The following is a 26,715-nucleotide window of genomic DNA, read 5'->3' on the forward strand; positions in this document are numbered from 1 at the left end:
CGCCGCAGCGGATCTCAGGCCCGCCACTCGGCGGTCCGCTCGGCGGACGCCGAGGCCAGAGCCTTCTCGATCGCCGCGACATCACCCCGGTCGCCGTAGACCGGCGTGCCCGGCTGCTGGCGCCAGGACTCGTCGAGCCCGCCGGCGTCCACGGTGTCGAAGCCCAGCTCGTCGATCAGGTCACGGACCGTCTGCTTCGACGCGGCATCGTCCCCGGCCACCGGCAGCGCCTGGCGGCCCGGGCTGCCCTTGGGTGAGCCGTTGGTGAGGATGTCCTGCGCGTACGTGCCGTTGAACGCCTTGATGACGGGGTGGCCGATCTGCTCCTGCGTCCACCGGCTCTCCGGCAGGCCGTCCTCGATCGCCGCGATCCGGCCGTCGCGCTGCGGGTAGTAGTTGCCGGTGTCGATGACCGTGACGCCTTGCGCGGCGCCGTCGAGGAAGCGGGCGGGCAGTGCGGGGACGGCTTTGAGCGGCACCGTGACGACCACGACCTCGGCGCCCTGCCCCGCCTCGGCCGCGGTGACGGCGGTCGCGCCGGTCTCCTCCGCGAGTGCGGTGAGCGTATGCGGACCACGGGAGTTGGCGACGGAGACCTCATGGCCGAGCGAGGTGAGGCGCCGGGTGAGGTTGCCACCGATATTACCGGCCCCGATGATGCCGATCTTCATGGATCCGACCTTTCGATGGTGCGTGCGATAAGTGCGGTGAGTCCCTTCCTTTCACCAACTCCGCCCGTACGGAAGCTATTCCGAGCGGCTCCACTCGAAATCCGCGGCGCGTCGGACGGATGGGACCCGCGGGCTGCGGGCACGTAACAGAGAAGGAAGCGGAATCACCCGGACCATGTGTGAGGCGGTACCCATGCTGCACGGTGTCGACGTCAGCGCCTATCAGTCGTCCTTCGAAACGGAAGGACTGGACTTTGTCCTCATCAAGGCCACCGAGGGCCGTTCGTACGTCAACCCGCAGCTGGCCGACCAGACAAAACGTGCCCGTGACGCGGATTGCGTGGTGGGCTTCTACCACTTCCTGTGGCCGGGGAATATCACGGCGCAGGCGGAATACTTCCTGAGCAAGGCGCCGGAAAAGGCGGGCGAGCTGCTGGCCGTCGACTGGGAGGAGAACGGCGAGGGCACCCGTGCGAGCAATGCCGAGAAGGACCGCTTCATCCGCGAGGTCAAACGGCTGCGGCCGCACCACAAGGTCCTGCTCTACTGCAACCGCTACTTCTGGCTGAATCACGACACCACGTCGTACGCCGGGGACGGCCTCTGGATCGCCGACTACGTCACTGCCGGAAAGCCCCGCATCAAGGCTTCCTGGCGCATCCACCAGTACACCGACCGTCCGCTCGACAAGGATGTCGCCGCGTTCTCCTCGCGAGCGGCCATGCGCACCTGGGCTCAGGGGTAGCAGCCCGGCGGAGTCGGAGCGAGCGAGAAACGGACATCCGAAATATCCTGTTTCGAGCCGTGCGTCTCCGGGCTGCGCGCGTCACGCGCCGGCCGGGCCGTGTGCATCGAAGCGGAGGAGTGTCCATGAGAGCCGCCGTTGTCCGCAGCTTCACCGAGCCCCTGGTCGTCGAGAACAGGCCGGTACCCACCCCGGCCGGACCCCAGGTCCTGGTCCGCATGGAAGCCTCGGGGCTGTGCCACACCGACATCCACGCGGCCCAGGGGGACTGGCCGGTCAAACCGAGTCCGCCGTTCGTCCCGGGCCATGAGGGCATCGGCATCATCGAGGGGACAGGGGACCAGGTCAGCCATCTCGCGGTGGGGGACCGGGTGGCCATCCCGTGGCTCGGTGAAGCGTGCGGACACTGCGACCAGTGTGTCTCCGGCTGGGAGACGCTGTGCCTGGCGCAGCAGAACAGCGGCTACTCGGTCGACGGCAGCCACGCCGAGTACGCCCTCGCCCACGGCACGTACGTCGTGCCCGTGCCCGACGGCATCGACCCGCTCGACGCGGCGCCCCTGACGTGTGCGGGGGTCACCACGTACAAGGCGGTCAAGCTCTCCGGGGCGCGGCCCGGCACTCGCGTCCTCGTCTCCGGGATCGGCGGCCTGGGGCATCTCGCCCTGCAGTATGCGCGGATCTTCGGCGCGGAGACCATCGCCGTCGACGTGACCGACGAGAAGCTGGCCCTCGCCCGGGAGCTGGGCGCCGACCATGTGATCGACGCGCGGGTCCAGGACGTCGCCGAGGAGTCACGTCGTCTGGGCGGTGCCGACGCGGCCGTCTCGCTGGCCGTGAGCAACGAGTCGTTCGCGTCCGCCTACGGCGCGCTGCGGAGGGGCGGCACACTCGTTCTGGTGGCGCTCCCGGCGGAGGGAAAGCTGGAGATCCCGGTCTTCGACACCGTCCTGAACGGCACGAAGATCATCGGTTCGATCGTCGGCACCCGTCAGGACCTCGCCGAGGTGTTCCAGCTGCACCGCCTCGGGCGTACCCGTGTGGTGCGGGAGAGCCGCGACCTGGCGGACATCAACAGCTCGATCGACGAGGTCCTCCGGGGCAGGGTGTCGGGCCGCCTCGTCTTCGACCTGAGCGGCCCGACGGCCTGACGGCCATCCGCGCCGGGCCGACCCGTCTTCGTCCTGATCCGCACGGCTGCCCGTCGCCCCACCCGGCATTGATGGGTGAGCACCCACCATAGGTGTGCGCCTACGATATACATGTGAACGAGAACGAGACCCCGCCCAGCCTCCTGGGATCCACCACCTACCTCATGTCCAGGACCGGCAAGGCGGCGCGGAGCCGGCTTGCCGATCGGCTGGCGGATCGCGGGCTGCGTCTTCGGCACATGGCGGTACTGGCCGCACTCGTGGACTTCGGCCCGCATGTGCAGCGGCAGCTGGCAGCGCGGCTGACCATCGACCGCAGCGACATGGTGAAGCTCATCGACGACCTGGTGGCGGCCGGACTGGTGGAGCGGGCGCGCGACGTGGCCGACCGGCGACGTGTCACGGTCACCGTCAGCCCGGCGGGCCGAGCGCTGCTCGACAGGCTCCAGGCCGACGCCGCGGCCGTACAGGAGGAGATCCTGGCGCCGTTGAACGCGCGCGAACGCGCCCGGTTGGCAGCTCTGTTGACGCGCGTTCACGATCATCTCCGGAGCGGGTCCGGGGCCCTGCGGCCAAGTCGCTGACATGTTCCCGGCTCCGGGTGCGGCAGACTTTCCCGGTGACCACTGCCGCGGCTCAGCCGCCTCGTGACCGTGCACTCGGGCGCGGAATCTCCACCCTCATTCCTCAGGCCGCGACCGCGACGCCTGCCGAACAGGCGGCGGCCGTGCTGACGGCCATGCAGAGTGTTCCGGTGAGGGTGGGTGTGCTCCAGGCGGCCGTCGTGCTCCTTGAGGAGCGGGTGCGCGCCACGGGCGACGAAGCGGAACGTGCCGCGGCAGCCACCACGGTGGCCATGCTCCGCAGCGCGATCGGCCAGGCCCGCTGACCTCCGCCACGTCGCAGTGGCCCGCTCGCGGTGCGAAGCGGCAGTGCCGAGCGGGGCGGACATGCGCGCGGCGGGGTGATGCGAGACGCCGGCGTGTTCGGAGAGGGCCCGGTTCCGCGCCCGGCGGCGGCTGTCGGTCGCTCTGTCCGGGACGGACGCGAAATGGTGGTGCGCGGCGGCCGAAACCACCTCCTGCCGGGGCGAGTTGCCGGTGGCGCCTGCGTGACCCATTGACAGTCTCCCCGCTCTCTCACTACCGTCACGCCCACATTTCGAACGCATGACGAAATTTCGAACGACGAGGCGCAACCGCCTTGTCGTGCGAGGGGGATGTCCGCAGGTGGCAGGTCTTCGAGTGTCTTCACCCGTCGTGCACATCGAACCATGTCCGATATACCGAACCATTGATGAGGGCATCGCGGCCCGCCCCGCCGCTCCCCTCGCACCCGGAGGACCGACCATGCGCACACCACGAACCGCGTCCACCCCGCGCGTCGCCCGGACCGCAACGGTCCTCACCGCACTCGCCCTCTCCCTGACACTCGCCGCCTGCGGGCAGAGCAGCGAAGGCGGCAGCAAGGACAAGAAGACGGGCGGCAAGGGCTCGACCATCGGGATCGCCATGCCGACCAAGTCGTCTGAGCGCTGGATAGCCGACGGCAAGAACATGGCCGCCGAGTTCGAGAAGCTCGGATACAAGACGGATCTGCAGTACGGCGAGGACGACGTCGACCAGCAGGTCTCCCAGGTCGAGAACATGATCACCAAGGGCGTGGACGTCCTCGTGATCGCCGCCATCGACGGCCGCGCCCTCAGCGATGTGCTCCACCAGGCGGGGGAGCAGGGCATCAGGGTCATCTCGTACGACCGGCTCATCCTCGGCAGCCCTGACGTCGACTACTACGCCTCCTTCGACAACGAGAAGGTCGGCGAGCTCCAGGCCGGCTACATCCTCGACAAGCTCGGACTGAAGTCGGGGGCCGAGAAGGGCCCGTTCAACATCGAGCTGTTCGCCGGATCCCCGGACGACAACAACACGCGCTACTTCTTCCAGGGCGCCTGGAAGACGCTCAAGCCGTACATCGACAAGAAGCAGCTGGTCGTGCGGAGCAAGCAGACGAAGCTGGACCAGATCACCACGCTCCGCTGGGACGGCGGCACCGCCCAGAAGCGCATGGACGACCTCCTCACCAGCGCCTACTCCTCGGCCGGGGTCGACGCGGTGCTCTCTCCCTACGACGGTATCTCGATCGGCATCATCTCGGCCCTGAAGTCGGACGGCTACGGCACCGGCTCCAAGCCGTACCCCGTCGTCACCGGCCAGGACGCCGAGGTGGCCTCGGTCAAGTCGATCATGGCGGGCCAGCAGACGCAGACCGTCTACAAGGACACCCGTGCCCTCGCCAAACAAGCGGTCCAGATGGCTGACGCCGTACTGAACGACAAGAAGCCCGAGGTCAACGACACCACGACGTACGACAACGAGAAGAAGGTCGTCCCGTCCTTCCTGCTCGACCCGGTGAGCGTCGACAAGTCCAACTACCGCGCCGAGCTGGTCGATTCCGGCTACATCAAGGAGAGCGACCTCCGATGAAGGCTCCGACGGAGGCCCGGGTGGCCGCCGCCGTGCCCGTCCTGGAGATGCGGTCCATCGTCAAGACGTTTCCCGGCGTGAAGGCGCTCTCCGACGTCTCCCTGACCGTGGCCCAGGGCGAGGTGCACGCCATCTGCGGGGAGAACGGCGCCGGCAAGTCGACCCTGATGAAGGTCCTCAGCGGAGTACATCCGCACGGCAGTTACGACGGCGAGATCCGGTTCAGGGGCGAGAGCTGCGCCTTCAGGGACATCCGGGCCAGCGAGGCCCGGGGCATCGTGATCATTCACCAGGAGCTCGCCCTGGTGCCGTACCTCTCCATCGCCGAGAACATCTTCCTCGGCAACGAACACGCCACACGTGGCTTCATCAGCTGGAACGAGACCCTGCGCCACGCGGCCGTGCTCCTCGACCGGGTCGGCCTGCGGGAACACCCGCAGACCAGGGTCGCGGACATCGGCGTCGGAAAGCAGCAGCTCGTCGAGATCGCCAAGGCACTCTCCAAGAAGGTCGAACTGCTCATCCTGGACGAGCCGACCGCCGCCCTCAACGACGAGGACAGCGCCAAACTCCTCACGCTCATCAAGGAGCTGAAGAGCCAGGGCATCTCGTCGATCATCATCTCGCACAAGCTCGGCGAGATCACCGCGGTCGCCGACTCCGTCACCGTCCTGCGCGACGGCCGGACCGTGGAAACCCTCGACGTCGGCGCCGGATCCACCACCGAGGACCGCATCATCCGCGGCATGGTCGGCCGCGACCTCGACCACCGTTTCCCCGAACGCACCCCGTACGAAGGCGACCCGGGAGCCCACCCGGCCCTGGAGATCCGCGACTGGACCGTCCACCACCCCATCGACCAGCACCGCAAGGTCGTCGACCGCGTCTCCGTCCTGGCCCGGCGCGGCGAGATCGTCGGCATCGCCGGGCTGATGGGCGCCGGCCGGACCGAACTCGCCATGAGCGTCTTCGGCCGCAGCTACGGCCGCAACATCAGCGGAACGGTACTCAAGGACGGCAAGGAGATCCGGACCCGCACCGTCTCCGAGGCGGTCGGCCACAAGATCGCCTACGTCACGGAGGACCGCAAGCAGTACGGCCTCAACCTCATCGACACCATCGGCCGCAACATCAGCCTCGGTGCGCTGGACAAGGTGTCACGGCACGGCATCGTCGACGAGCACGAGGAGACCCGCGTCGCCGAGTCGTACCGCACCTCCATGAACATCAAGACTCCCACGGTCTTCGAGCAGGTGGGACGCCTCTCGGGCGGCAACCAGCAGAAGGTCGTCCTCGGCAAATGGATCTTCGCCGGTCCCGACGTCCTCATCCTGGACGAGCCGACCCGCGGGATCGATGTCGGCGCGAAGTACGAGATCTACTCCGTTATCGACCGGCTGGCCGCCCAGGGCAAGGCCGTCGTGCTCATCTCCTCCGAACTTCCCGAGCTGCTCGGCATGTGCGACCGCATCTACACCATGGCCGCCGGCCGGCTCACCGGCGAAGTCCCGCGCGCACAGGCCACCCAGGAGGTCCTGATGCGCCATATGACCAGCGACAAGAGGTAGCAGGAATGCCCCAGGCACCCACCGACACTCCCCAGCGCACCGGCAAGGCAGCCCTGGCCGCGCCCCCGACGACCGGCAGCCTCCTCCTGGACGCGGCTCGCCGCAACATGCGCCAGTACGGGATGCTCATCGCCCTCGGGCTGATCGTCGTTCTCTTCGAGATATGGACCGACGGAGTCCTGCTCAAGCCGAACAACGTCACCAACCTCGTCCTCCAGAACAGTTACATCCTGGTTCTCGCCATCGGGATGATGATCGTCATCATCGCCGGGCACATCGACCTCTCCGTCGGCTCACTGGCCGCCTTCGTCTCGGCCGCCGCGGCGGTCATGATGGTCCAGCACGACATGCCCTGGGTCCTCGCCCTCGTGCTCTCACTCATCGTCGGAGCGGTCGCCGGCGCCTGGCAGGGCTTCTGGATCGCGTACGTCGGCATCCCCTCGTTCATCGTCACGCTGGCCGGAATGCTGCTCTTCCGCGGCGGTACGCAGATCCTCCTCGGCAGCCGCTCGCTCGGCCCGTTCCCCGAGGGCTTCCAGAAGATCTCCACCGGATACCTCCCGGAGATCGGGCCCGAGACCAACTACCACAACCTGACCCTCCTCATGGGATGCGCGCTGCTGGCCTTCGCCCTCCTCCAGGAGGTCCGTGACCGCCGCCGTCAGCAGCGCTACGAGCTCGACGTCCTGCCCAGGAACATCTTCCTCGCCAAGTGCGTGGCCATGGCCGCGGCCGTACTCGCCTTCACCATGACCCTGGCCAGCTACCGCGGCGTCCCCGTCGTACTCCTTCTGCTCGCCGTTCTGCTCATCGGCTTCGGCTACGTCATGCGCAACGCGATCATCGGCCGTCATGTGTACGCGCTCGGCGGCAACCGCGCCGCGGCGAAACTCTCCGGCGTCAAGGACCAGCGCGTCACGTTCCTCGTCTTCGTGAACATGGGCGTCCTGGCAGCGCTCGCCGGCATCGTCTACGCGGCCCGCCTCAACGCCGGCGTACCCCAGGCCGGAACCAACTTCGAACTGGAGGCCATCGCCGCCGCCTTCATCGGCGGGGCCTCCATGAGCGGCGGAGTCGGCACCGTATTCGGCGCCATCATCGGCGGCCTCGTGCTCGGCGTACTCAACAACGGGATGTCGCTCGTAGGGATCGGTACCGACTACCAGCAGGTCATCAAGGGACTGGTGCTGCTCGCCGCCGTCGGCTTCGACGTCTACAACAAACGCAAGGTCGGCTCGTAACTCCCTCCCCGTCAAGGAGTCACCCATGCCCAGCACCACCAGACGCACCGTGCTGACCGCCGCGGCCGCCGCAGGCGTCACCGCCACCGTCGCGGGAACCGCCCGCGCGGCAGAAGGCCGTCGCAGCGCATCCGGCAGCACTCCCGCCAAGGACCTCTTCGGCCGTCTCGCCGACGGCACAGCGGTGTACCGCTGGACCCTGAGCAACGGTGGAACCACGCTGGGGGTCCTCTCCTACGGCGGCATCATCCACTCCCTGGAGACCGCCGACCGCCACGGCAGGGCCACCAACGTCGCCCTCGGCTTCGACAACCTCGACGACTACGTCGCCAAGTCGCCCTACTTCGGCGGACTGATCGGCCGCTACGGCAACCGCATCGCCGACGGACGGTTCACCCTCGACGGCGCCACCTACCAGCTCCCCGTCAACGACGGCCCGAACAGCCTGCACGGCGGAGACCGCGGATTCGACAAACGGATCTGGGACGTCCAGCCGTTCACCCGGGGCGCCGACACGGGCCTGGTCCTCACCCGGACCAGCCCGGACGGCGAGGCCGGCTACCCCGGCGCCCTGGCCGTCCGTGTCACCTACACCCTCACTCCGCAGGGCGCCTGGCGCATCGACTACGAGGCCACGACCGACCGGCCGACCGTCCTCAACCTCACGAGCCACACCTACTTCAACCTGGCGGGGGAGGGGAGCGGCACGATCGACGGCCATCTGCTGGAGATGGCCGCCGCCCGCTACACCCCGGTCGGCGCCACGCTCATCCCGACCGGCGAACTCGCCCCCGTCGCCCGCACCCCCTTCGACTTCCGCCGCGCCAGAAGCATCGGCCCGCAGGCCCGTACCCCTCACGGGCAGACCGTGATTGCTCAGGGAATCGACCACAACTACGTACTGGACAAGGGGCTCACGCCCCGGCCGGAGTACGCGCTCACCGTCACCCACCCCGAATCCGGCCGGGTCATGAAGATGTACACCACCGAACCCGGAATGCAGCTCTACACCGGAAACTTCCTCGACGGCACCCTCACCGGGACGTCCGGGCGCCTCTACCGGCAGGGCGACGCCTTCTGCCTGGAGGCCCAGCACTTCCCCGACTCACCCAACCAGCCGTCGTTCCCCACCACCGTGCTGCGTCCCGGCAGGACCTACCGGACGACGACCGTCCACGCGTTCTCCACCCGGTGACGCACCCCGCGCCGTGACGGCCAATTCGTTGGCGCCGCGCTCGGTCGCTCTGACAGTCTGATCTTCGTGCCGCCCGGCAGGGGCGGGGTACCGAAGGACGGCAGAGCAGCCTTGACAAGTGTTTTCGACACGGTGAGCGGTCCGGTGCGCGGACGCGCACCGGACCGCGGGATCACCGCGGTCCTCGGTGTTCCGTACGCGGAACCGCCGTTCGGCGCCGACCGGTTCCGCGCGCCGCGTCCGCGCCGCGCGTGGGAAGGCGTCCGCGACTGCGTGGAGTTCGGCCCCGTCGCACCGCAGTCGGCCGAGCTGCCGGGCGCACCGCGGTGGTCGCCGGGTGACGAGGACGTTCTCGGTCTCAACGTCTGGACCCCCGCCCGTGGGAGCGGGGCCGGGAGCCACCTCCTGCCGGTGCTGGTGTGGATCCACGGCGGGGCCTACACCTTCGGATCGAGCGCCCAGCCGGACTTCGACGGTGCTGCGCTCGCCCGGGCCGGGCTCGTGGTGGTCACCTTCAACTACCGCGTGGGGTTCGAGGGCTTCGGCCATGTCCCGGCGGAGGACGGGGACGCCTGCCCGCCGAACCGGGGGCTGCTCGACCAGATCGCCGCGCTGGAGTGGGTACGCGACAACATCGCCTCCTTCGGCGGGGCGCCGGACAACGTCACCGTGGCCGGTCAGTCCGCCGGGGCGACATCGGTGGCCTGTCTGATGACGATGGACGGGGCGCGCGGGCTGTTCCGGCGGGCGATCGCGCACAGCGCGGTCGGCCCCGTCTTCGCACCGGAGCTCGCCGAGCAGCTCATGCGGAAGGTGGCCGCCGAGGCGGGGATCGCCCCGACACCCGCCGGGCTGGCGACGGTGTCCCCGCACGCGCTGCTGCGGGCGTCCGACACGGTCGTCGAAGGACTCCGGCAGGACACGTTCTCCGGGCGCCTGTCCTGGGACCCCGTCATCTACGGTCCGGTCGCCGACGGGCACGTGCTGCGCGCCGACCCGCTGGAACTCATCGCGGCCGGTGCCGCCCCGGACATCGACCTCCTCGTCTGCCACACCACCCAGGAGTACCGGCTGATGGGTGCCGTCGGCAGCTGCGCCGAGGTCGACTCCGAGGAGGAACTGGCCCGTTTCGCGGCGGACTTCGGGCTTCCGGCCTCCCTTACGTCGGGCTATCGCCGCCTCGTTCCCGAGGCGACGGTGCGCGATGTCCACCTGGCGGTGTACGGCGATCTGTCGTTCGGCGAGTACAGCAACCGGCTCGCCGTCGCCCACGCGCGGACCGGGGGGCGTACCTTCCGGTCGCGTTTCGTCCGGCAGCGGGGCGGATCCGGCCCGCGGGTGTATGCCTGGCACTGCGCGGACGTGCCCTTCGCCTTCGGGAACCTGGCAGAGGAGTGCGTCCACTTCCTGATCGGTGGTCCGCCGACGCCGGCGGATCACCGTCTCTCCGACCGGATGGTCGCGGCGTGGGCCGGATTCGCGGCCACGGGCGATCCGGGGTGGGAGCCGGCCGGTGGTGTCCCACCGCACGCCATCAAGGTCTGGGGAACGGCGGACCCTGGTGCGGGCCCCGACTTCTGGCAGGACGCGGAGGAGCTGCGCGCCCTGTGGAGCGCGTACACCTACCGACCCGAACAGCCCTGACGCGCCGGCGCATCGGGCCGCGCGACGTGGCCGGACCGATCAGTTGTGGTCGACCCTTCCGGTGAACTCCAGGATTGCGGCCGCGAGGGCTTCAGGGGCTTCCTGCGCGATGAGGTGGCCGACTCCCTCGAGGTGCACGGCGGTGACCTCGCCGACGGTCACCTGGCGAAGAGTCATTTCGGTGATCCGGCGATGGCGGGCACCTTCGACGGTGAGGACGGGGACGGCGATCGGGTGTGATGCGGCCAGGGCCTTGATGGCGCCCCGGTCGGCGAAGAGGCCTCGGTAGAGGCCTTCCGTTCCCCGCCAGGCGTTCGGACGTGCGTAGGTCCGAACGAATTCGTCGACGTCGGTCTCACGGATGGACCCCTCGGTCCCGTTCATCAGAGGGAACGCCCAGTCGGTCAGGAGTTCACGCTCATGGCCGGGCAAAAGCATTCCGGGAATGCCCGGAGTGCCGAGAAATCCGACGTGCCATGAGCCGTGCTTGTTCACGTCGGCCAGATCCTCGAATCCGAAACCGGCCAGGGCCGTCTCGACTCCGGTGAAGCTGAGAACGTCCTCGGGGTGCGTCGCCGCGAAGCGGAAGCCCGCGCCGCCGCTGACGTCCTGGCAGAGGATGTGGACGGGGCCCGCTCCGATGTGCCCGACGAGATGGTGCAGGTCCTCGGCCGAGACCACCTCGCCGTACTCCGTGTCGGCGTTGCTGGAGTCGCCGAAGCCTCGGAGGTCGAGAGTGAAGACCCGGTGGGTCCGCGCGAGCAGCGGAATCAGCTTCCGGAACGCCCACCAGGTCTCCGGCCAGCCGTGCACCAGCAGGACCGGAGAACCATGGGTGCCCGCGGAGACGTAGTGCAGTTGCGTTCCGTTGAGGTCGGCGAGGTGATGCGTGACGCCGGGAAGGGTCGCGCCGGACGGTGTGGTCGTGGTCACGAGGAGCTCCCGAATAGGCAACCTGGTTGCGCATCAAGGTAGGCAACCAGGTTGCGCTTGTCAAAGGGGTCGTATGCTGACCGGATGTCCAGATCAGGCGCCGATCTCGCGCTGCTCCTGCTCGCCGGCTTCCGCACATTGGCGGACCGAGCCACCGCGGAGCTCTCCGAGCGCGGGTACGAGGATGTGCGGTCGGTGCACGACTTCGCGCTCCACTCGATCCTGTCCGGCGCCGACAGCGTCTCCGAACTCGCCCGCAGGATGTCGGTGACGAGGCAGGCGGCCGCGAAGACGGTCGCGACGCTGGAAGAGCGCACGTACGTGGCGCGCCGGCCCGACCCGGCCGACGGTCGCCGCACGCGGCTGCACGTCACCGAGCGTGGACTTGCCCTGTTGCGGCAGGGTGAAGCGATCTTCGACGAGATGCGCGGGCAGTGGGAGGAGCAGGTGGGTGCGGCTTCCCTCGCGACCGTCGAGGAGGCGCTCAGATCGCTCGTCGGTGATCGCGTGATCCGGCTCGATTCGCCGGGCTGGATCGCGCGCGGTCCGGACGTGTAGCAGGCACTTCCCGGCAGCCCCGCCCCGACTCGCCGCCCAGCTCCTCGAATTGAAGGCCCGTCCGGACAAGGGGTCGTCTCCGTGGAGGTGCGCGTCCGGGCGTGCCTGTTTCAGGTCGTGGCCGGTCTGACGCGAACGTGCACCGGGCACGTTCGCGCCCTGGCCTGTGCGCGCCGCCCGCGAAGTGCTGCCTGCCGGCCGCGCCGCCCCATCGCAAGCCCGGCCCCCGGTGGTCCTCGCGGTGCGAACGCCGCAGGTGGGGAGGGTCGTCCGCGGTCCCTGTCCGGGGCGTCGGCAGGTCCTTGCGGGATCGGTGGAGCGTGCGCCTGTCCCTGCCGCCGGGCGGCAGGTGCCGAAGCCGGACGTTTCGCGGGCCGGTGGGCAACTGGCCGTGCCCGACGTCTCGTTGTCACTCCCGGGGCGGTCATTGGCATGGACCTGCAATCGCTACTCCGCTACAGTCCCGATCGGCACACTCTGAGAGCGCTCTCAAGCACGACGCCTCCCGGACGCCTGCTGTTCCTCCCCCACACCACCGGAACAACAGAAGGGCCAAACCATGAGACGCACCACGGCTTTACGCACCGCCCTGTCCGCCGTGCTCCTCGTCGGAGCCTGGGCGGGAGCCGGCTTCCCGTCCGCCTCGGCCGCGGACACCCCCACCGCCGACTCCCGCACCGTCACCGATGCGCGCCAGGCATCCGCCGGTCTGCTGACCGCCATGCAGAAGGACCTCGGCCTGACGGAAAGCCAGGCAAGGGCGCGCCTCTCCGCGGAGAAGACGGCGACCGCGATCCAGCCCGACGCGCAACGCGCCGCCGGGACGTCGTACGGCGGTTCCTGGTTCGACCCGTCGACGGGGGATCTCACCGTCGCCGTCACCAGCGAGCACCGGGCGGACGCTGTACGGGCGACGGGCGCCGCCGTGCGCCTGGTGGCGCACACCGCGCGCAGCCTCGACGCCGTCAAGGCGAAGCTCGACCGGCTCCCGGCGCCCGCAGGCGTGAGCAGCTGGCACGTCGACCCCGAGGCCAACAAGGTCGTGGTGAACGTCGTCTCCTCGGCGCGCTCCGACAACGATGTCCAAAAGTTCGTCGAACGTGCCCGTGACGCCGGCCCCGTCGTCGTCCAGCAGACCGCCGAGGCGCCGCGGACCTTCTCCGCCGGGACCGTCGGCGGCGACCCGTACTACACGGGGAACGTCCGGTGCTCCATCGGCTTCTCCGTGTACGGAGGCTTCGTCACCGCCGGACACTGCGGCCAGGCGGGCGCCTCGGTCAGTGGCTGGGACGGGTCGGGGATAGGCAACTTCCAGGGATCCTCCTTCCCCGACAACGACTACGCCTGGGTCAGTGTGGGCAACGGCTGGTGGACCGTCCCCGTGGTCCTGGGCTGGGGCACCGTCTCGGACCAGCTGGTCCGGGGATCCGCCGTGGCCCCGGTCGGCGCCTCGATCTGCCGCTCCGGCTCCACCTCCCACTGGCACTGCGGGAACGTACTCGCCACCAATGAGACGGTGAACTACAGCCAGGGCGCGGTCCACCAGATGACCAAGACGAGCGTATGCGCCGAACCGGGCGACTCGGGTGGATCCTTCATCAGCGGCGACCAGGCACAGGGCGTCACCTCGGGCGGTTGGGGCAACTGCAGCTCCGGCGGTGAGACCTGGCACCAGCCGATCAACGAGATCCTGAACCGGTACGGGCTGACGCTGCACACGGCCTGACGTAGTCGGACCGGTCCCGGGGGCCTGTCGCGCGGAGCACCGCGCGGCAGGCCCCCGGTGTGTGCTCCGGGCACCACCCGGGACCGGTCGTGGCGCCCCGTGCCACCGCCCGAGCGCCTGCCCCCGACCACCCCCGCCCGTGACCACGACGACGACCGGGAGCCGGCACCGTCCACGGGACGTACACTCCACCCATGGGTCACACAGATGCGGTGAGGGAGTGCCTGCGACAGGTGCCCCACCTGCCGGGCCCCGCCGCTCCCCTGGCGCGCTGCCGCGCCCTGCACGGTCACGGCTGACCGGGACTCACCGCAGCCGGCCGCACCGCGACGCACTCCGTCCCGGCCGCCCACTCACGCTCCGCCACCGGAGCCGTACCACCCCCTTCGCTGCGCACACCGCAGCACCCCGCACCATGCGCGGCTCACGCGGCGCGCCGTCGGCAACCCCACGACGGCGGCCGACGGGCCCAGGCGCACTTTCGAGAGGACCCCTGCATGAATCTGAGGGAGTTGCTGGCCGGTCACGATCACGAGGTCCTCCTCGGCGATCCACAGACCCCGATCACCGCAGGAGCCTGCTTCGACGCCCATCGCGTCACGCCCGGCTCGCTGTACATCGCCGTACCCGAGCACCGCGAGGGCGGTCCCGAGGCCATCGGTCCGGCGCTGGCCCGCGGAGCCGTCGCCGTGCTCCTGGAGAGCGAGGCGCCGGAGATCCTGGCGGCCGTGCGCGCCGCGGGCACCGGCGCGTGCGTGGTGCGGGTGCCGGACGCGCGGACCGCGGCGGCGGTCGTCACCTCCCGCTACTTCGGAGAACCAGGCCGGTCCATGGAGATGGTGGCCGTCACCGGCACCAACGGGAAGACCTCGGTCTCCTCCATGGTGGAGTCCGTGCTGAGGATCGCCGAGGGCTCGAAGGTCGGAGTGATCGGAACGGCCGGCAGCCGGATCGGTGACGCTCTGATCCCGATGCCCCGCTCGGTCCTGACCACGCCGGAGTCACCGGACTTCCAGTACCTCCTCGGCCACATGCGCGACCAGGGAGTCGCCACGGTGGTCCTGGAGGCCACCTCGATGGGTCTGCTGCACCACAGGGTGGACCGTGCCTTTCTCGACGTGGGCGTCTTCACCAACCTCACCCAGGACCATCTGGACGATCACGGCACGATGGAGCACTACCGCGACGCCAAGCTCCGCCTCTTCCAGGGTCTGTGCCGCAGAGCGGTGGTCAACGCGGACGACCCCGTGGGGGCCGCGATCGTGCCGACGATGCCGGGAATGGTCACCACGTACGGGATCGACGCGCCGGCCGACTACCGGGCCACCGACCTCAGCATGAACGCCTTCGGTACCCGCTTCATCCTCCACCACGAAGGCACCAAGTACCCGGCGGCGATCCCGGTGCCGGGGCGCTTCTCCGTTTCCAACGCACTCGCAGCGGTGGCGGCCTGCCACCTCTTGGGACACGAACTCGCCGGGCTGGTGGCCGCGCTCGACCGGATGCCGCCGGTCCCCGGTCGGCTCGAACGGTTCGAGACGCCGCGCGGCACAGCGGTGATCGTGGACTACGCGCACTCCCCGGACTCCCTCGACAAGGTGCTCAGCGCCGTACGGGACTTCGCCCGGGGCCGGGTCATCACGGTGTTCGGCTGCGGGGGAGACCGGGACGTCACCAAGCGGGCGCGGATGGGTGAGATCGCCGGGTCCCGGTCCGACCTGTGCGTCCTGACCTCCGACAACCCCCGGCACGAGGACCCCGAGGCGATCATGGACCAGATCACTCGGGGCCTCAGGGGCACGGGAACGAGGTTCGAGCGCCGCCCGGACCGGCGCGAGGCGATCGCCTTCGCCCTGTCGGCCGCCGGACCCGACGACATCGTCCTGGTAGCGGGCAAGGGCAGCGAGCCCTACCAGATCGTCGGCGAACAGCTGATCCCCTTCAGCGACATGGCGACGGTGCGCGAACTCGCCGCCCTTCAGGACTGACGGCCGGCGCTCTGCGAGCACCCGCAGAGCGTCGTCCTCCCTCGCCGAGGCATTCCGTCAGCCCTGTCCTTCCTCGCTCCGACTTGTCTCGACTCCGACTCGTCTCGCCTTTGTCTTCCCGTAGTGCCGTCTTCTGCGGCGCTGTCAGACCAGCCTCAGATCGATGAACGGCACGCTGTCACCCGGGAGTACGTACCGTTCGGTCTCGACGAATCCACGGCCGAGCGCGAAGCGCAGCCCCTCCGGGTTGGACTCCAGCACACACGTTTCGATCACCTCGGCGCCGGCCTCGCGCGCCTCCGCCAGCCCGCGCGCGTACAACTGTCCGCCGAATCCCCTGCCCCGGTACGCCGGCAGCACCCGGGCGATCACGGTGGCCGCCGAAGCGGCGCCGGCCGGCGGCCGCACGGTCGAGCAGCCCATCGGCACGTCGCCGAGATACGCGACGTCGAGGCGGTTGCGGCCGGCGCGTTCGCGCACCTCGGCGAGCGACAGCAATGCCGTGGGGATGATCGCGTTGTGGACGTACCGCCAGTCCTGGAGCAGGGCGTCACCGTCCACCCGCTCGATACGAAGTTCGGTCATCGCAGTAGGAAACCGTGGGAACACCCACACGTCAACGTGCGCGCCCCCGGGGCGGGGATCGGACACACGGCGGCTCGTTGCCGCAGCTCCGGCCGGGGCCTTCCGGAGAAATGTGTTGCAGCGCACCGGATCCGGCTGAGAGGCTCCGGGCCATGCACGACAACCGATCAAGCTCCAGCCATGGCGTGGCCGCACTCTTCTCCCAGGGGCGGCTGACGACGATCCCGCGCAAGACAGCCCGTCGCGCACAGCTCCTCGACCACCTTGCGGAAACGCTGTTCCAGCCTGATCGGACGTACACCGAACGCGAAGTGAACGACGCCCTCCTCACCGTCCATGAGGACTGCGCCGCGCTCCGCCGCTATCTGGTCATCGGCGGCCTGCTGGCTCGGACCAAGGACGGCGTCAGCTACCGGCGTTCCGCGCAGCCCGCGGTGTGACGGCCCAGGCGGGGGACCGTCCGCCGTCCCGTCGCAGGGTCGGCCCGTCGCGGGACCGCCAGTCACGGCGATCGGCGTCGCCCGCCTCGGATTCCCTTGGTCGGTGGCGCGAAGCGGGCAAGGCGATGCTCCCGTACTCCCGGCCCGGTGTCAGGAACCGAGCGCCCACGCGCTGAAACCCGCCCGCCGCGCGAGGGAGGTCAGCTCCTGGACCCGTGCGGCCCGCAGACACACCACGGGGTAGCAGTCCGACTCGATGTCGAGCACGGCGAGCGCCGCACCGACTTCTCCGTAGTGCCGCCCGCAGGCATGCAGGAACTCATCGGTCGGAAGGCGCATCTCGTCCTCCCCGACGAGCACCCAAGGATCCACGGACGGGCGCGAGTCGAGCCCCCGCAACTGGGACCGGATCTCCTGGGGGTCCTCTTTCCAGTCGAACTCCGCGAGCAGGCGGTGGTCGGACAGGGCGTCGATGAGGGCTAGCCAGGAGAGGTCGGGCACCGGTTCGTCGATGCCCCGGTCAGCCAGCCGGCCGGCGTGGTCGCGCACATACGCACCGGCATGGTCGAACGCGTGCAGCACCTGCTCGGCGACGGCCCGGTGGGCGGGCGCGAGCAGTGCGGCCGCAGCTGCGAGCGACGTGCGGACATCGGCGGGTCCGGACATGGGGAGCACTCCTTCGGCAGCCGTGCGACTGCGTACGACAGTGGGATCGGAACGCCCGGTCCAGGCGCCCGGGAAACCCTGCCACAGGGGTACGACAACGGTCCGGGGAGCCGGGCCCGGGTCCGGCCGGCATCGTGTCGGCGACCGGACCCGGGCGGGTGTCAGTCGTCGAGGACGTCGATGCGGAGCCCACCGATCCGTTCCGGATCCGCGACGACGTCGATCTCGGTGATCAGCCCGTCCACGATGGTGAAGCCGAGAACCAGACGCAGTCGTCCCTGCGGCGCCATCGCCAGCGCGACCGCCCCGTCCACGAGCGCGACCCCGGTGAACAGAGCGCGTCCGGTGGCGGCCATCGCCCCCGTCGCCACGGTGCGTGCTCCTCGGACCACGACGGGCTCGGGGGTCGGAGTGACCGACCGGTCGGCGTGCAGCACCACATCGGGGTGCAGCAGCGCGAGCAGCGCGTCGAAGTTCCCACCGCGGGAGGCGGACAGGAAGGCCTCGACCACCCGTCGGCGACGGCGCAGATCCGCGTCCGGCGTCGTGGCGCCGCCCTTCACCCGGCGGCGGGCACGGCTCGCGAGCTGGCGGGCGGAGTCCGTGGAATGGTCGATCAGCGGGCCGATCTCGGCAAAGGGCACCGCGAACATGTCGTGCAGAACGAAGGCGAGGCGTTCCGCCGGTGTCAGTGTGTCGAGTACCACAAGGAGGGCCAGACCGACGGAGTCGGCGAGCAGGGCCTCCTGCTCCGGGTCGTCCCCCTCGTCATGGCCGGGGGTCCGGTCGTACACGTCGAGAGGATCCTCACGCCGGGTACGGCGGGTGCGGAGCATGTTCAGACAGACCCGGCCCACCACCGTGGTCAGCCACCCGGTGAGGTTCTGCACGCCACTGATGTCTGCCTGAGCGGCCCTCAGCCAGGCCTCCTGAACGGCGTCGTCGGCCTCACCGGCCGAACCCAGCATCCGGTACGCGACCGCCTTCAGGTGATTCCTGTCCTCCTCGAACCGTTCGGCCAGCGCGTTGCGGTCGTCCATGGGGCACGTTCCTCCGTCTACAGGTCGCCACTGAGCCCGACCCCGAGAAACTAGCCGGTGTGCAGGCACAGAGGGGGACCGGCCCGGCGCGAGCGCCGCTCAGACCCCTGCTGCCCGTGCCCTCTCGTACACCTCGGTCGCCACGTCGACGAGCTGTGAAGCGTCACGGAGTGTGCCCTGGAGATCGAGCATGATCTCCGGCACCCCCGTGGCGGCGTGGGCGACGAGGTCCTCCACGATCTGCGCGGTGTTGCCGTGGAAGGGCTGTCGCCCCTCGCTGGGCACGGCCGTCGTGCTGTACCGGGCGTTGGCTCGGGCGCAGACACCGATCGGCCGCCGGCGTCCGCGTTCGGCGGCGACGTCCCGCACCCGCTTCCACTGCTCGGCCAGTTGCGGGACACCCATGGCGACGGGCATCCAGCCGTCGGCCCGGTCGACGAGCCGGCGCGTGGCCCGGGCGCTGCCGGCGGGCAGGTACACGGGGATGGGACGGGCAGGCTTGGGGCCCACTTCGGACGGCGCGATCGTGGTCAGATTCCCCTTGTACGAGACGGGGTCGGGCCCCCAGACGGCAGCGCACACATCGAGCAGCTCGTCCAGGACCGCACCGCGCTTCTCGAAAGGGGCGACGGAAGCGGCCGCGTACTCGTCCAGGGACCATCCCGTGCCCAGGCCGGCGATCACGCGCCCGCCACTGGCGGCGTCGAGCGACGCGAGCGAACGGGCCAGCTGGAACGGTACGTGCAAGGGAGCGACCAGAACACTCGTGCCGAGTCGGGCCCGCTCGGTGACCGCGGCGGCCAGCGCGAGTGTGACCAGCGGATCGGCGACACTGCGGTACTGATCGGGCCAGGCCAGCCCCGGCACGCCGTACAGTCCCTGGGTCGCGGGCTCGGGAAAGAGCACCCGTTCGAACACCCACAGACTCTCGTACCCGACGGCCTCCGCGGCGCGCGCCACGACGGCGACGTCGCGGCCGATGTCGTACTGCTTCATCTGCGGCAGACCAAGACCGAGTGCGACCGGCATGCGTCTACTCCCTCTGTGTAGTCACCTGAGGCAACTACCCTACGCCGGATGCCGTTTGCCGCATCGGCCTCCAGCTCGTTCGGCCGGTCCTGCGCACCGCCGCCGGGCGGTGCAGCGACCGGGGCGGAGGATTCCTCGCCGCCGGGAATCGGCTTACGGGGTGAGGAACGCCCTTGCCGCGAGGGCGTGTTGGCTGTTCGGGCGGCCCGGTGTGCCGGGCTTGAGCGGAGCAGGTGGTCACGGGGTGCGCCGAGATGGCATACGGTGGGGAACACAACGACGCGGGGTGGAGCAGCTCGGTAGCTCGCTGGGCTCATAACCCAGAGGTCGCAGGTTCAAATCCTGTCCCCGCTACTGTCGAGGCAGGGTCCGGAACCTTCAGGTTCCGGACCCTGCCTCATTCGTGTGCCGGTTCGTCGTACGAGCCGACAGCGGGCTGCCCCGTGTGGTTCGGGCCGTTCTCGGGGTCGGCGCCGACGTAGCGGAACGGCAGCGGGAAGTGCCTGGGCCCACTGAGGGTGAGCCGGTGATGGCGTGGGTCGTACGTGAATCCCGCGGTACGCAGAGCGGCCAGGACGGGGCGCGAGGCGGGACTGCCGTCCGTCCAGCGGACCGAGCCCGGGTCGAAGTGGGCGGGCCGGCAAACCCGGTCTCGTCCGAGCAGGCAAACCGGTCTCGTCGGACCGCGTTCCGCGTACCGGCACGGCCGCGTGGCGCCACGGCTCTGTCGTGAGGCACTCGCGCGGGCCGGCTGAGGGGAAAACCACTGGTGCCGGGGCAGCCCGCCCCGGAGACTGACCGGTCATGACGATCAAGCCTCCGACCGGGCCGATGTGTACGCGCGAGTCACTCGCCTCCGACCTGCGAGCACTGGGTGTACGTCCAGGGGAGACCCTCCTCGTCCACTCTTCGCTCAGCTCGCTCGGCTGGGTCTGCGGCGGCCCCCCTGCCGTGGTCCAGGCATTGCTGGACGCAGTCGGAACCGAGGGGACCCTGGTGGTTCCGACGCACTCCGGCGACAATTCGGACCCGGCGTTCTGGGGTAATCCGCCTGTGCCCGAGGACTGGTGGGACGGCATCCGCGCGTCGATGCCGCCGTTCGACGCGCGCACCACACCCTGCCTGGGCGTTGGCATCATCCCGGAAACGCTCCGCACCTGGCCCGGGGCTCTCCGCAGCAGCCACCCGCAGACTTCCTTCGCGGCGGTGGGACCCCACGCCTCCGCGATCGTGGACGGCCACGCACTCGACTGCCGACTCGGCGAGCGCAGCCCGCTGGCACGACTGGAGGAAGCGGGCGCGCGGATTCTCCTCCTGGGCGCGGGATTCGACGCCAGCACCGCGTTCCACCTGGCCGAATACCGCGTTCCGGGGCCGCGGGTACAGAACTCCTTCGCAGCCATGACCCCGCAGGGCCGCCGCTGGAGCACGGTGAGCGATACCTCCATCTCCGCCGACGGCTTCGACGACCTCGGTGCGGCCTTCGAGGAGGAGCGCCCGGTGGCACGGGGCACGGTGGGGGCAGCTGACAGCCGGCTGTTCGAGCTCACCCACGCCGTGGCCTTCGCCGTGCGCTGGCTACCGGAACACCGGCCGCGGGCGGCAGGCGTCTGAAACCGCCCCGAACCGCCCCGGCCCCCCGGCGAACCGGCCCGCCACTCGGGCCACCGCGCACGCAGCCGCTCAACGAGGGACTCTAGGCCGGGCCCCGCAGGTAGGACAGGTCCTCCTCGCCGAGAACGAGGTCACCCGCTGCCAGGTTCTCCTCCAGATGACCGAGGGAACCGGTACCCGGAATCGCCAGGACGGACGGCGACATCGCCAGCAGCGAGGCGATCTGTACCTGGGCGGTGGTCGCGCCCAGCCGCGCTGCGACCTTGCCGAGCCGGTCGGTGTCGAGCGGGGTGCGGCCTCCGCCGAGCGGGAAGTACGGCACGTACGCGATGCCGGACGCCTCGCATTCCGCGAGCAGTCCTGCCTCATCGCTGAGCTCGTTCTGCACGGCCGCGACGGGCGCGATCGTCCGGGCCTCGGTGAGCTGTGCGGCATTGACGTTGCTGACGCCGAGGTGCCGGATCAGCCCCTCGTTCCGGAGCTCGGCCAGTACCGTGAACCGTTCGGCGATGGACTCGCCGCCCGGTCCGGTGATGCCCCCCACCCGCAGATAGACGAGATCGAGCCGCTCCAGCCCCAGGGCGCGCAGATCCGTCTCGACCAGGGCGCGCAGCTGACCGGGCGTCGCCTGCCCGCTCGGCACGCCGTTCGGTCCGGGCAGCGGACCCACCTTCGTCGCGATCACCAGCTCGTCCTGATAGGGCGTCAGCGCGGTGCGGATCAGCTCGTTGGCCCGCACCGCGCCTCTGCCGTAGAACCCTGCCGTGTCGATGTGGTTCACGCCCAGCTCCACGGCGCGGCGGAGCACACCGATGCCGGTCCCGGGATCTCGCGCCGGACCGTCGAAGGTACCCATCGCCAGGCGCATCGCGCCGAAGCCGAGACGGTTGATGTCCAGGTCTCCGCCGAGGGAGAACGTCTTGATCGTCATGGAGCTCATCGTGTCCTTCAGAAGGACGACCGGCGAGCTCGTGGCAGCTTGCTGCCAGACTGGAGAGGTGCGGAATGAACAGATGTTCTCAGTCCAAGGGGATGCGGAGCTGATCGAGCGTGCCGGTCATCTCTTCGCGTCCGCGAGCACCGACTTCCTGTGCGCCGCCCGGGACCTGAACACCTGGTCGCAGCCGGAAGCCAGGGCCGCGATCCGGCTCCGGATGCGTGCTGCGGATCCCCCGGCCCTCACCTCCCGCAAACTGCTCAGCCCGGTGGCACTCGCCGATGAGGAGGCCCGTGCGCACCTTCGGCGGGTACAGGGCGAGGGCGCCCTCGTCCGGATCAGCGGCGCGCCGCTGCCGCACGAGACCATCGTCATCGACCGGCGGGTGATGATCCTCGCCGGACGGGAGACGCCCGCGGGCCGTGAGTACAGCGTGACGACATCGCAGACCATGGTCGACGGGGTGCTGTCGCTGCTCTCGGCGATCTGGGACAGTTCGGCCGACCTCGACACCTATCTGCGCAGAGACGTTCCCCATCTCGACGGCGAAGGCCGCACGATCCTCGAAGCGCTGGGTTCGGGACTCACCGACGCCGCGGCCGCCAGGCGCCTCGGCGTCTCGCTCCGTACCTACCGGCGGCGCGTGGCCGAGCTGATGGCCGCGCTGGAGGCCGGTTCACGCTTCCAGGCCGGACTGCGGGCGGGCGAGCTCGGTCTGCCCCGCTGAGTGGCCGAGCGGGTGACTCGGCCGGGCTTGCACGGCCTGATCGAGTACGACGGGCTGTCTCCGACAAGGTCGCTGTCGCGAAATTCGCGTGGCACGGACGTGAGCGGCTCGGTGTCCTCCGGGTCCGCGAGGGAGCTGTCGGTAGCTTCGGATATTCGAATGTGCGGAATAGGGCTGCAATCCGGCGCTGTTGCGCTTCACACCCGCTGGCTGGGCAGCTTCGTGCTGCCTATCGGTGAGCGAGGGGATCACGGCTGGCTCAGCCATCGCGCCTTGGCGGTAGCCTCTCGCCATGAGTCATGGGGAGGGCGAGGGCGCGCTGGTTCTGGAGGCGCAGGAGATGCTCGCCGCAGGGCAGAGCGACGAGGAGGTCTTCGCTGAGCTGACCGCGAGGACCGGCAAGTGGGGTGTCTGCCTGTTGGCCGTGTGCTTGGCCCTGGGTGTGCCCCGGACTGACGCCGAGGCCCGGCTCCGCGAGGTCGAGCCACTTTTCTCGGAGTTCGCGGCGGGTGAGGAGAGGGACCTCGCCTTCATTCTCAAGTTTGAGAACGTCTTCATCGTGGACCGAGTACTTGAGGAACACGAGGAGCGCATCCGCGCCCTCTTGGGAATCGCTGCTGGTGCCCGCGGAGGCTATCCCGGCAGCTTGCTCGCGTGGTTTCGCGCTGGGGAGCTCACGAAGATCTTCCTCTACTTCGCCAAAACCCGGTTCCGGGAGGGGCGCGGCAAACCACCCGATTTTTGGGCAGCGATGACTGCGGCTGGCGAACTCCTGGCCAGGCAGGACCGCCCGGACCACGAAGAGGTGGCTGCAGGGCTGGAACGATGCCGCACACAGGCTGCGGCCATCAGCACGAAGTAGCATCGTCGTCGACGGACGTCCTCCGCCGGGTAGGCGGCCTGATGGCTCACCACGGCCCAACGGCCCCGCGCAGGCCACGCCGAATCCCGTGGCAACGCCCCCATTCGCTCCCTACAGTCGCCGCATGGCCACCGAGAACGAGAACCCAAGTCAGCCTGACATCACCGCGATGCTCAAAGACCAGACCAGTGCCTGCGAGGCAGCACGCGACGCTATCGCCGCCGGCGGCGAGGTCATGCTCTTTGGCGGACAGCCGCCTCAGTGGATGGTCCTCGGCATTGCTGCGTCAAGGCTGAGGTGGTCGTTGAAGATCGGTCTGACGACCCTCGGCCTTGACGAGAGCGTTGAGATCCTCCGCACTCGGCACCGCGACGAGCAGCTGCGTACCGGCAACATCGTCGCAGCAGACCGGTCTTGGTTCTTCACCCTGTGCTTCGACGCCACCGGGACTGAGCTCCTGGCGTGCAGCGGCGTCAAGAACGAGCGGCCCTCGCGGGGGGATGGTCAGAAGCTCCAGCTGTAGAGGCCGCCACCCGTATTCGCAGCAGACGGGACATGTTTGCCTGAGCCGAACAGGCCGCCTCCGCTCTCAACCCCGGCGGCCAGTCCATCCGGGGTGCGAGGCGGGCAATGCCCTGCAAGACCGCAAGGAGATCATCGCCGGTCATATCGTCGCCGTCCTCAGACCGGAGGGGAGGTGTACATCAACCGATCAGTTCATGGACAGATGGGACGCGACAGCGCCGGCCCTAGTCCCCGTTCGCTTCTGGTGTCCAACAAGGGTGTGCAGAGGAGCCCTCGCACGGACATGTGCGAGGGCTCCTGCAGGGAGTGTTGCCGTGTCTTCGGCTCAGGCTGTTAGGACTTCGACCTGTGGCGGAGTGCACGCAGGGCAGCTCCGCCGGCAAGGAGAACGAGTGCTGTGGTGAGGCCGCCGAGGAACTCGGGGACGGCGGCGTACAGGATTTCGCTCACCGGGCCACCGCCGCCGCGCGCTGGGTCTGGCGAGCGCCGAGGCGGTGGAGCTTGCGGCGCACTCGCTCGCCGTAGGCCGCAGGCAGGTCGGCACCGAGGGCGGATTCGGTCCAGGTGCCGGCGCCTTGAGCCCACCGGGCGGCAACGGCGGCCTCGTCAGCCGTGAGACCTCGCAGGACCGTGCGGAGCCGCTCGTCGTCGAGTTGGTGATGCAGCGCCAGGTCCTCGGTCATGCGGTGGTCCGGGAGGACGTCATCCAGGGTGATGCCGTCGGTAAGGGTGACGCCTGTCAGCATTACCCGTCTGCCGTTGGCTCTCCGTTCCCAGAGTGGTTCCCATCGTCTGCGCTCGGCCCCGGTGTATTCGTGCAGGATCCGAAGCAGTTCGGGGTCGGTCAGGTAGCTGCCGAGCTGGTGAACCCAGTCGCCGAGCAGCGCGGTGATCACTCCGTCGCGGCACAGCTCGGGCCGGGCGATGCCGAGGATGTCGCGCGCGAATGCGTCGACGGTCCCGTGGTCGCCTTCGATCGCGGCATTGCGGGCAGCAAGAACGGCTAGCAGAGCAGCGCGAGCTGGCATGTCCAGCAACGTCGGGGTGAGGGTGACCTGGAGCGCGGCGCCACCCCCCGAATCCCAGAGTTCCGTCTCAAAGTGTGCAGAGCCCCGGTCCCACCGGACTGTGATCCCCTCGACTGACCAGCTCAAGAACGTCTCGGCGAGGCCGAGCAGGAAGCTTCGGAGCAACGCGTCGAACGGATCCCAGCCTGACCTGTGCACGGACCGGTTCGCTTCTTCGCTGCATTGCGCGGCGCGGTCAGGCACGGCCCATTCGCCCCTCCGCGAGGCGATGGTCGTCACCTTGAGGAGGGGAGTGGGGGTGCAGCGCTGGGGTGCGGTGGTCATGATGGCTCCTTGCCGGTTACGGGGAGGTTCCCCTACTTCTGGGCGTGGGCAGCCCCCGGAACGACAAAGGATCTTGATTTCCTCCCTGTGACCCTGATCACCTCGGATAAATGCGATATCCGAGCCGACAAAATGGACATGACGGCGCCCGTCGGTCCGGGTAGGCGCACAGGACGTCGATGCAGGTCTGGCGCAGGCTGTCGTCGGCAAGGCCGGCCAGGGCGTGGACCCCACCGAGCCGGACTGCCGGGGAGTCGGAGCCGAGCTTGGCGACGGCCTGGGAGAAGCGTTCGGTGTGAAGCCGGGTGGCCTCCCTGTGGGCACCGACCTCGTCGACGCGCTGTCGGCGGCGTCGACGGGACCGGTCGCGATGAGCCGGTTCAGCTCCGCTCATAACTGAAAGGTTCAGTCCCGTCAGTCCCGTTGAGCCTCCCTCTGTGTGAGGCCTTGGCCGACGGGGCCGGAGTGAGCGGCATGGTTCCAGTACGTATCGAGAAGCACAGTCGTTGCCCTCTCAGCCTGAGACCCCGCCGGCGGATCCCGCTGCGTCGCGGGGCAAGGGTGCGTGCGGGCAGGAGCTCTTCCGGGACAGGCCGGTGGTCCCGGCTCCAGAAGGCAGGACTGCCCGCCGTGTGGCTTGCGCGGATGCCGAGCACCGAGTCCATCTTCGAGGACGGTCATGAACGCCGAGTCGGCGCGCTTCGACGCGCAGAGGGCAGCCGAACAGATCCATGAACACAGCCGCAGCCTCTCCGGAGCAGCCTCTCCTTCCTGCCCAGCAGTCCGACGCCCGCCACCCGGAACCGGTAGCTGACACCGCGGGTGTGCTCCCGGACGCACTGACCGACCGCGGTAACGCGAAGCTGTTCGCCCGTCTTTACTCCGATCAGTTCCGCTACGTGGTCGGCATGGGCTGGCACTCGTGGAACTACTACCGATGGAAGCTGACCGGCGGCGAAGAGGCTGAACCCGGTTCCGTGGACTGCCCCCGGCCCGGCTCAGCCCAGGGCCACGTGCCGTGGACGCGGAGCGTTC

General features: G+C 69.4%; 24 protein-coding genes, 1 tRNA gene and 2 pseudogenes. 18 read left to right on the forward strand and 9 right to left on the reverse strand.

Going from position 1 to position 26,715, the window contains the following annotated elements; genetic code table 11:
• Positions 1–14 precede the first annotated feature (14 nt).
• Positions 15–689, reverse strand: a pseudogene (locus ACGFZA_RS22010) (NADPH-dependent F420 reductase); the annotation flags it as partial.
• A gap of 175 nt (positions 690–864) precedes the next feature.
• Here ACGFZA_RS22010 and ACGFZA_RS22015 point away from each other — a divergent pair.
• The 9 genes from ACGFZA_RS22015 (at position 865) to ACGFZA_RS22055 (ending at position 10,698) form a co-directional block, all read left to right on the forward strand.
• A complete protein-coding gene (locus tag ACGFZA_RS22015; RefSeq protein WP_385273636.1) occupies positions 865–1,416 on the forward strand; it encodes a GH25 family lysozyme in 552 nt (183 codons plus the stop codon).
• Positions 1,417–1,541: 125 nt separating this feature from the next.
• Positions 1,542–2,567: an alcohol dehydrogenase AdhP gene (gene adhP, locus ACGFZA_RS22020; protein ID WP_393681254.1), complete on the forward strand. Its 1,026-nt coding sequence runs from the start codon at positions 1,542–1,544 to the stop codon at positions 2,565–2,567.
• Positions 2,568–2,731: 164 nt separating this feature from the next.
• Positions 2,732–3,151 (forward strand): MarR family winged helix-turn-helix transcriptional regulator, encoded by a 420-nt coding sequence (locus tag ACGFZA_RS22025; protein ID WP_393681363.1) that lies wholly within the window; start codon positions 2,732–2,734, stop codon positions 3,149–3,151.
• Between the two features lie 35 nt (positions 3,152–3,186).
• The gene (locus tag ACGFZA_RS22030) at positions 3,187–3,456 is read left to right on the forward strand and encodes a hypothetical protein (protein WP_385273629.1); all 270 of its coding nucleotides are present in this window, start codon (positions 3,187–3,189) and stop codon (positions 3,454–3,456) included.
• A gap of 460 nt (positions 3,457–3,916) precedes the next feature.
• Positions 3,917–5,050, forward strand: coding sequence for a multiple monosaccharide ABC transporter substrate-binding protein (chvE, locus tag ACGFZA_RS22035; RefSeq protein WP_385273626.1), 1,134 nt, complete (start codon positions 3,917–3,919; stop codon positions 5,048–5,050).
• On the forward strand, positions 5,047–6,618 hold the full coding sequence (gene mmsA, locus ACGFZA_RS22040; RefSeq protein ID WP_385273623.1) for a multiple monosaccharide ABC transporter ATP-binding protein: 1,572 nt from the start codon (positions 5,047–5,049) through the stop codon (positions 6,616–6,618). Before chvE ends, mmsA begins: the two co-directional genes overlap by 4 nt.
• A 5-nt stretch (positions 6,619–6,623) precedes the next feature.
• Complete coding sequence (gene mmsB / locus ACGFZA_RS22045) at positions 6,624–7,859, forward strand: multiple monosaccharide ABC transporter permease (RefSeq protein ID WP_385273620.1); 1,236 nt, start codon at positions 6,624–6,626, stop codon at positions 7,857–7,859.
• Positions 7,860–7,884: 25 nt separating this feature from the next.
• Complete coding sequence (locus ACGFZA_RS22050) at positions 7,885–9,054, forward strand: aldose epimerase family protein (RefSeq protein ID WP_385273617.1); 1,170 nt, start codon at positions 7,885–7,887, stop codon at positions 9,052–9,054.
• A 111-nt stretch (positions 9,055–9,165) separates the two neighbouring features.
• Positions 9,166–10,698, forward strand: a complete 1,533-nt coding sequence (locus ACGFZA_RS22055) for a carboxylesterase/lipase family protein (RefSeq protein ID WP_393681258.1) — start codon at positions 9,166–9,168, stop codon at positions 10,696–10,698.
• Between the two features lie 39 nt (positions 10,699–10,737).
• On the opposite strand, the gene ACGFZA_RS22060 is transcribed toward ACGFZA_RS22055, so the two are convergent.
• Positions 10,738–11,631 carry an alpha/beta fold hydrolase gene (locus tag ACGFZA_RS22060; protein WP_393681260.1) on the reverse strand — a complete coding sequence of 298 codons (894 nt, stop codon included), beginning with the start codon at positions 11,629–11,631 and terminating at the stop codon, positions 10,738–10,740.
• An 84-nt stretch (positions 11,632–11,715) separates the two neighbouring features.
• Here ACGFZA_RS22060 and ACGFZA_RS22065 point away from each other — a divergent pair, with 84 nt between their 5' ends.
• The 3 genes from ACGFZA_RS22065 (at position 11,716) to ACGFZA_RS22075 (ending at position 15,903) form a co-directional block, all read left to right on the forward strand.
• Complete coding sequence (locus ACGFZA_RS22065) at positions 11,716–12,189, forward strand: MarR family winged helix-turn-helix transcriptional regulator (RefSeq protein ID WP_393681262.1); 474 nt, start codon at positions 11,716–11,718, stop codon at positions 12,187–12,189.
• Between the two features lie 559 nt (positions 12,190–12,748).
• On the forward strand, positions 12,749–13,915 hold the full coding sequence (locus ACGFZA_RS22070; RefSeq protein ID WP_393681264.1) for a S1 family peptidase: 1,167 nt from the start codon (positions 12,749–12,751) through the stop codon (positions 13,913–13,915).
• A gap of 497 nt (positions 13,916–14,412) precedes the next feature.
• Positions 14,413–15,903, forward strand: a complete 1,491-nt coding sequence (locus ACGFZA_RS22075; protein WP_385273602.1) for a UDP-N-acetylmuramoyl-L-alanyl-D-glutamate--2,6-diaminopimelate ligase — start codon at positions 14,413–14,415, stop codon at positions 15,901–15,903.
• Between the two features lie 144 nt (positions 15,904–16,047).
• On the opposite strand, the gene ACGFZA_RS22080 is transcribed toward ACGFZA_RS22075, so the two are convergent.
• Positions 16,048–16,488, reverse strand: coding sequence for a GNAT family N-acetyltransferase (locus ACGFZA_RS22080; RefSeq protein WP_385273599.1), 441 nt, complete (start codon positions 16,486–16,488; stop codon positions 16,048–16,050).
• Positions 16,489–16,640: 152 nt separating this feature from the next.
• Between ACGFZA_RS22080 and ACGFZA_RS22085 the strand changes: the two genes are divergently transcribed.
• Positions 16,641–16,928 carry a DUF2087 domain-containing protein gene (locus tag ACGFZA_RS22085; RefSeq protein ID WP_393681267.1) on the forward strand — a complete coding sequence of 96 codons (288 nt, stop codon included), beginning with the start codon at positions 16,641–16,643 and terminating at the stop codon, positions 16,926–16,928.
• A 150-nt stretch (positions 16,929–17,078) separates the two neighbouring features.
• Here the strand turns inward: ACGFZA_RS22085 and ACGFZA_RS22090 are convergent, their stop codons facing one another.
• The 3 genes from ACGFZA_RS22090 to ACGFZA_RS22100 form a co-directional block, all read right to left on the reverse strand.
• The gene (locus ACGFZA_RS22090; RefSeq protein ID WP_393681269.1) at positions 17,079–17,594 is read right to left on the reverse strand and encodes a DUF6630 family protein; all 516 of its coding nucleotides are present in this window, start codon (positions 17,592–17,594) and stop codon (positions 17,079–17,081) included.
• 161 nt (positions 17,595–17,755) lie between these two features.
• Entirely contained in the window at positions 17,756–18,634 is an 879-nt protein-coding gene (locus tag ACGFZA_RS22095) for a sigma-70 family RNA polymerase sigma factor (RefSeq protein WP_393681271.1), read from the reverse strand.
• A 99-nt stretch (positions 18,635–18,733) separates the two neighbouring features.
• Positions 18,734–19,663, reverse strand: coding sequence for an LLM class F420-dependent oxidoreductase (locus ACGFZA_RS22100; protein ID WP_393681273.1), 930 nt, complete (start codon positions 19,661–19,663; stop codon positions 18,734–18,736).
• A gap of 280 nt (positions 19,664–19,943) precedes the next feature.
• Between ACGFZA_RS22100 and ACGFZA_RS22105 the strand changes: the two genes are divergently transcribed.
• Both ACGFZA_RS22105 and ACGFZA_RS22110 read left to right on the forward strand, forming a co-directional pair.
• Positions 19,944–20,017, forward strand: a tRNA-Met gene (locus ACGFZA_RS22105).
• 450 nt (positions 20,018–20,467) lie between these two features.
• On the forward strand, positions 20,468–21,277 hold the full coding sequence (locus tag ACGFZA_RS22110) for an aminoglycoside N(3)-acetyltransferase (RefSeq protein ID WP_393681275.1): 810 nt from the start codon (positions 20,468–20,470) through the stop codon (positions 21,275–21,277).
• Between the two features lie 82 nt (positions 21,278–21,359).
• On the opposite strand, the gene ACGFZA_RS22115 is transcribed toward ACGFZA_RS22110, so the two are convergent.
• Positions 21,360–22,208, reverse strand: a complete 849-nt coding sequence (locus tag ACGFZA_RS22115; RefSeq protein WP_393681277.1) for an oxidoreductase — start codon at positions 22,206–22,208, stop codon at positions 21,360–21,362.
• Positions 22,209–22,290: 82 nt separating this feature from the next.
• Here ACGFZA_RS22115 and ACGFZA_RS22120 point away from each other — a divergent pair, with 82 nt between their 5' ends.
• From ACGFZA_RS22120 to ACGFZA_RS22130, 3 genes are all read left to right on the forward strand, one after another.
• On the forward strand, positions 22,291–22,941 hold the full coding sequence (locus ACGFZA_RS22120) for a DNA-binding response regulator (RefSeq protein WP_385273578.1): 651 nt from the start codon (positions 22,291–22,293) through the stop codon (positions 22,939–22,941).
• A 292-nt stretch (positions 22,942–23,233) separates the two neighbouring features.
• Positions 23,234–23,803 (forward strand): hypothetical protein, encoded by a 570-nt coding sequence (locus tag ACGFZA_RS22125; RefSeq protein ID WP_393681279.1) that lies wholly within the window; start codon positions 23,234–23,236, stop codon positions 23,801–23,803.
• 124 nt (positions 23,804–23,927) lie between these two features.
• The gene (locus tag ACGFZA_RS22130; RefSeq protein WP_393681281.1) at positions 23,928–24,326 is read left to right on the forward strand and encodes a hypothetical protein; all 399 of its coding nucleotides are present in this window, start codon (positions 23,928–23,930) and stop codon (positions 24,324–24,326) included.
• Between the two features lie 448 nt (positions 24,327–24,774).
• On the opposite strand, the gene ACGFZA_RS22135 is transcribed toward ACGFZA_RS22130, so the two are convergent.
• Together ACGFZA_RS22135 and ACGFZA_RS22140 are read right to left on the reverse strand one after the other, a co-directional pair.
• A complete protein-coding gene (locus tag ACGFZA_RS22135; RefSeq protein WP_393681283.1) occupies positions 24,775–25,680 on the reverse strand; it encodes a hypothetical protein in 906 nt (301 codons plus the stop codon).
• Positions 25,681–25,840: 160 nt separating this feature from the next.
• Positions 25,841–26,029 (reverse strand): annotated as a pseudogene (locus tag ACGFZA_RS22140) (pentapeptide repeat-containing protein); the annotation flags it as partial.
• Between the last annotated feature and the right edge of the window lie 686 nt (positions 26,030–26,715).

It is taken from the genome of Streptomyces sp. NPDC048211, from assembly GCF_043202315.1.
GTDB lineage: Bacteria > Actinomycetota > Actinomycetes > Streptomycetales > Streptomycetaceae > Streptomyces.

Bases quoted from the DNA above. Each gene is read 5' to 3' on its own strand.
- ACGFZA_RS22115 (WP_393681277.1), bottom strand. From the start codon at position 22,208: ATGACGATCAAGACGTTCTCCCTCGGCGGAGACCTGGACATCAACCGT.
- ACGFZA_RS22015 (WP_385273636.1), top strand. From the start codon at position 865: ATGCTGCACGGTGTCGACGTCAGCGCCTATCAGTCGTCCTTCGAAACG.
- ACGFZA_RS22080 (WP_385273599.1), bottom strand. From the start codon at position 16,488: ATGACCGAACTTCGTATCGAGCGGGTGGACGGTGACGCCCTGCTCCAG.
- ACGFZA_RS22120 (WP_385273578.1), top strand. From the start codon at position 22,291: ATGTTCTCAGTCCAAGGGGATGCGGAGCTGATCGAGCGTGCCGGTCAT.
- ACGFZA_RS22100 (WP_393681273.1), bottom strand. From the start codon at position 19,663: ATGCCGGTCGCACTCGGTCTTGGTCTGCCGCAGATGAAGCAGTACGAC.
- ACGFZA_RS22070 (WP_393681264.1), top strand. From the start codon at position 12,749: ATGAGACGCACCACGGCTTTACGCACCGCCCTGTCCGCCGTGCTCCTC.
- mmsA (WP_385273623.1), top strand. From the start codon at position 5,047: ATGAAGGCTCCGACGGAGGCCCGGGTGGCCGCCGCCGTGCCCGTCCTG.
- ACGFZA_RS22085 (WP_393681267.1), top strand. From the start codon at position 16,641: ATGCACGACAACCGATCAAGCTCCAGCCATGGCGTGGCCGCACTCTTC.
- ACGFZA_RS22050 (WP_385273617.1), top strand. From the start codon at position 7,885: ATGCCCAGCACCACCAGACGCACCGTGCTGACCGCCGCGGCCGCCGCA.
- adhP (WP_393681254.1), top strand. From the start codon at position 1,542: ATGAGAGCCGCCGTTGTCCGCAGCTTCACCGAGCCCCTGGTCGTCGAG.
- ACGFZA_RS22130 (WP_393681281.1), top strand. From the start codon at position 23,928: ATGGCCACCGAGAACGAGAACCCAAGTCAGCCTGACATCACCGCGATG.
- chvE (WP_385273626.1), top strand. From the start codon at position 3,917: ATGCGCACACCACGAACCGCGTCCACCCCGCGCGTCGCCCGGACCGCA.
- ACGFZA_RS22110 (WP_393681275.1), top strand. From the start codon at position 20,468: ATGACGATCAAGCCTCCGACCGGGCCGATGTGTACGCGCGAGTCACTC.
- ACGFZA_RS22075 (WP_385273602.1), top strand. From the start codon at position 14,413: ATGAATCTGAGGGAGTTGCTGGCCGGTCACGATCACGAGGTCCTCCTC.
- ACGFZA_RS22090 (WP_393681269.1), bottom strand. From the start codon at position 17,594: ATGTCCGGACCCGCCGATGTCCGCACGTCGCTCGCAGCTGCGGCCGCA.
- ACGFZA_RS22135 (WP_393681283.1), bottom strand. From the start codon at position 25,680: ATGACCACCGCACCCCAGCGCTGCACCCCCACTCCCCTCCTCAAGGTG.
- ACGFZA_RS22065 (WP_393681262.1), top strand. From the start codon at position 11,716: ATGTCCAGATCAGGCGCCGATCTCGCGCTGCTCCTGCTCGCCGGCTTC.
- ACGFZA_RS22025 (WP_393681363.1), top strand. From the start codon at position 2,732: ATGTCCAGGACCGGCAAGGCGGCGCGGAGCCGGCTTGCCGATCGGCTG.
- ACGFZA_RS22095 (WP_393681271.1), bottom strand. From the start codon at position 18,634: ATGGACGACCGCAACGCGCTGGCCGAACGGTTCGAGGAGGACAGGAAT.
- mmsB (WP_385273620.1), top strand. From the start codon at position 6,624: ATGCCCCAGGCACCCACCGACACTCCCCAGCGCACCGGCAAGGCAGCC.
- ACGFZA_RS22125 (WP_393681279.1), top strand. From the start codon at position 23,234: ATGAGTCATGGGGAGGGCGAGGGCGCGCTGGTTCTGGAGGCGCAGGAG.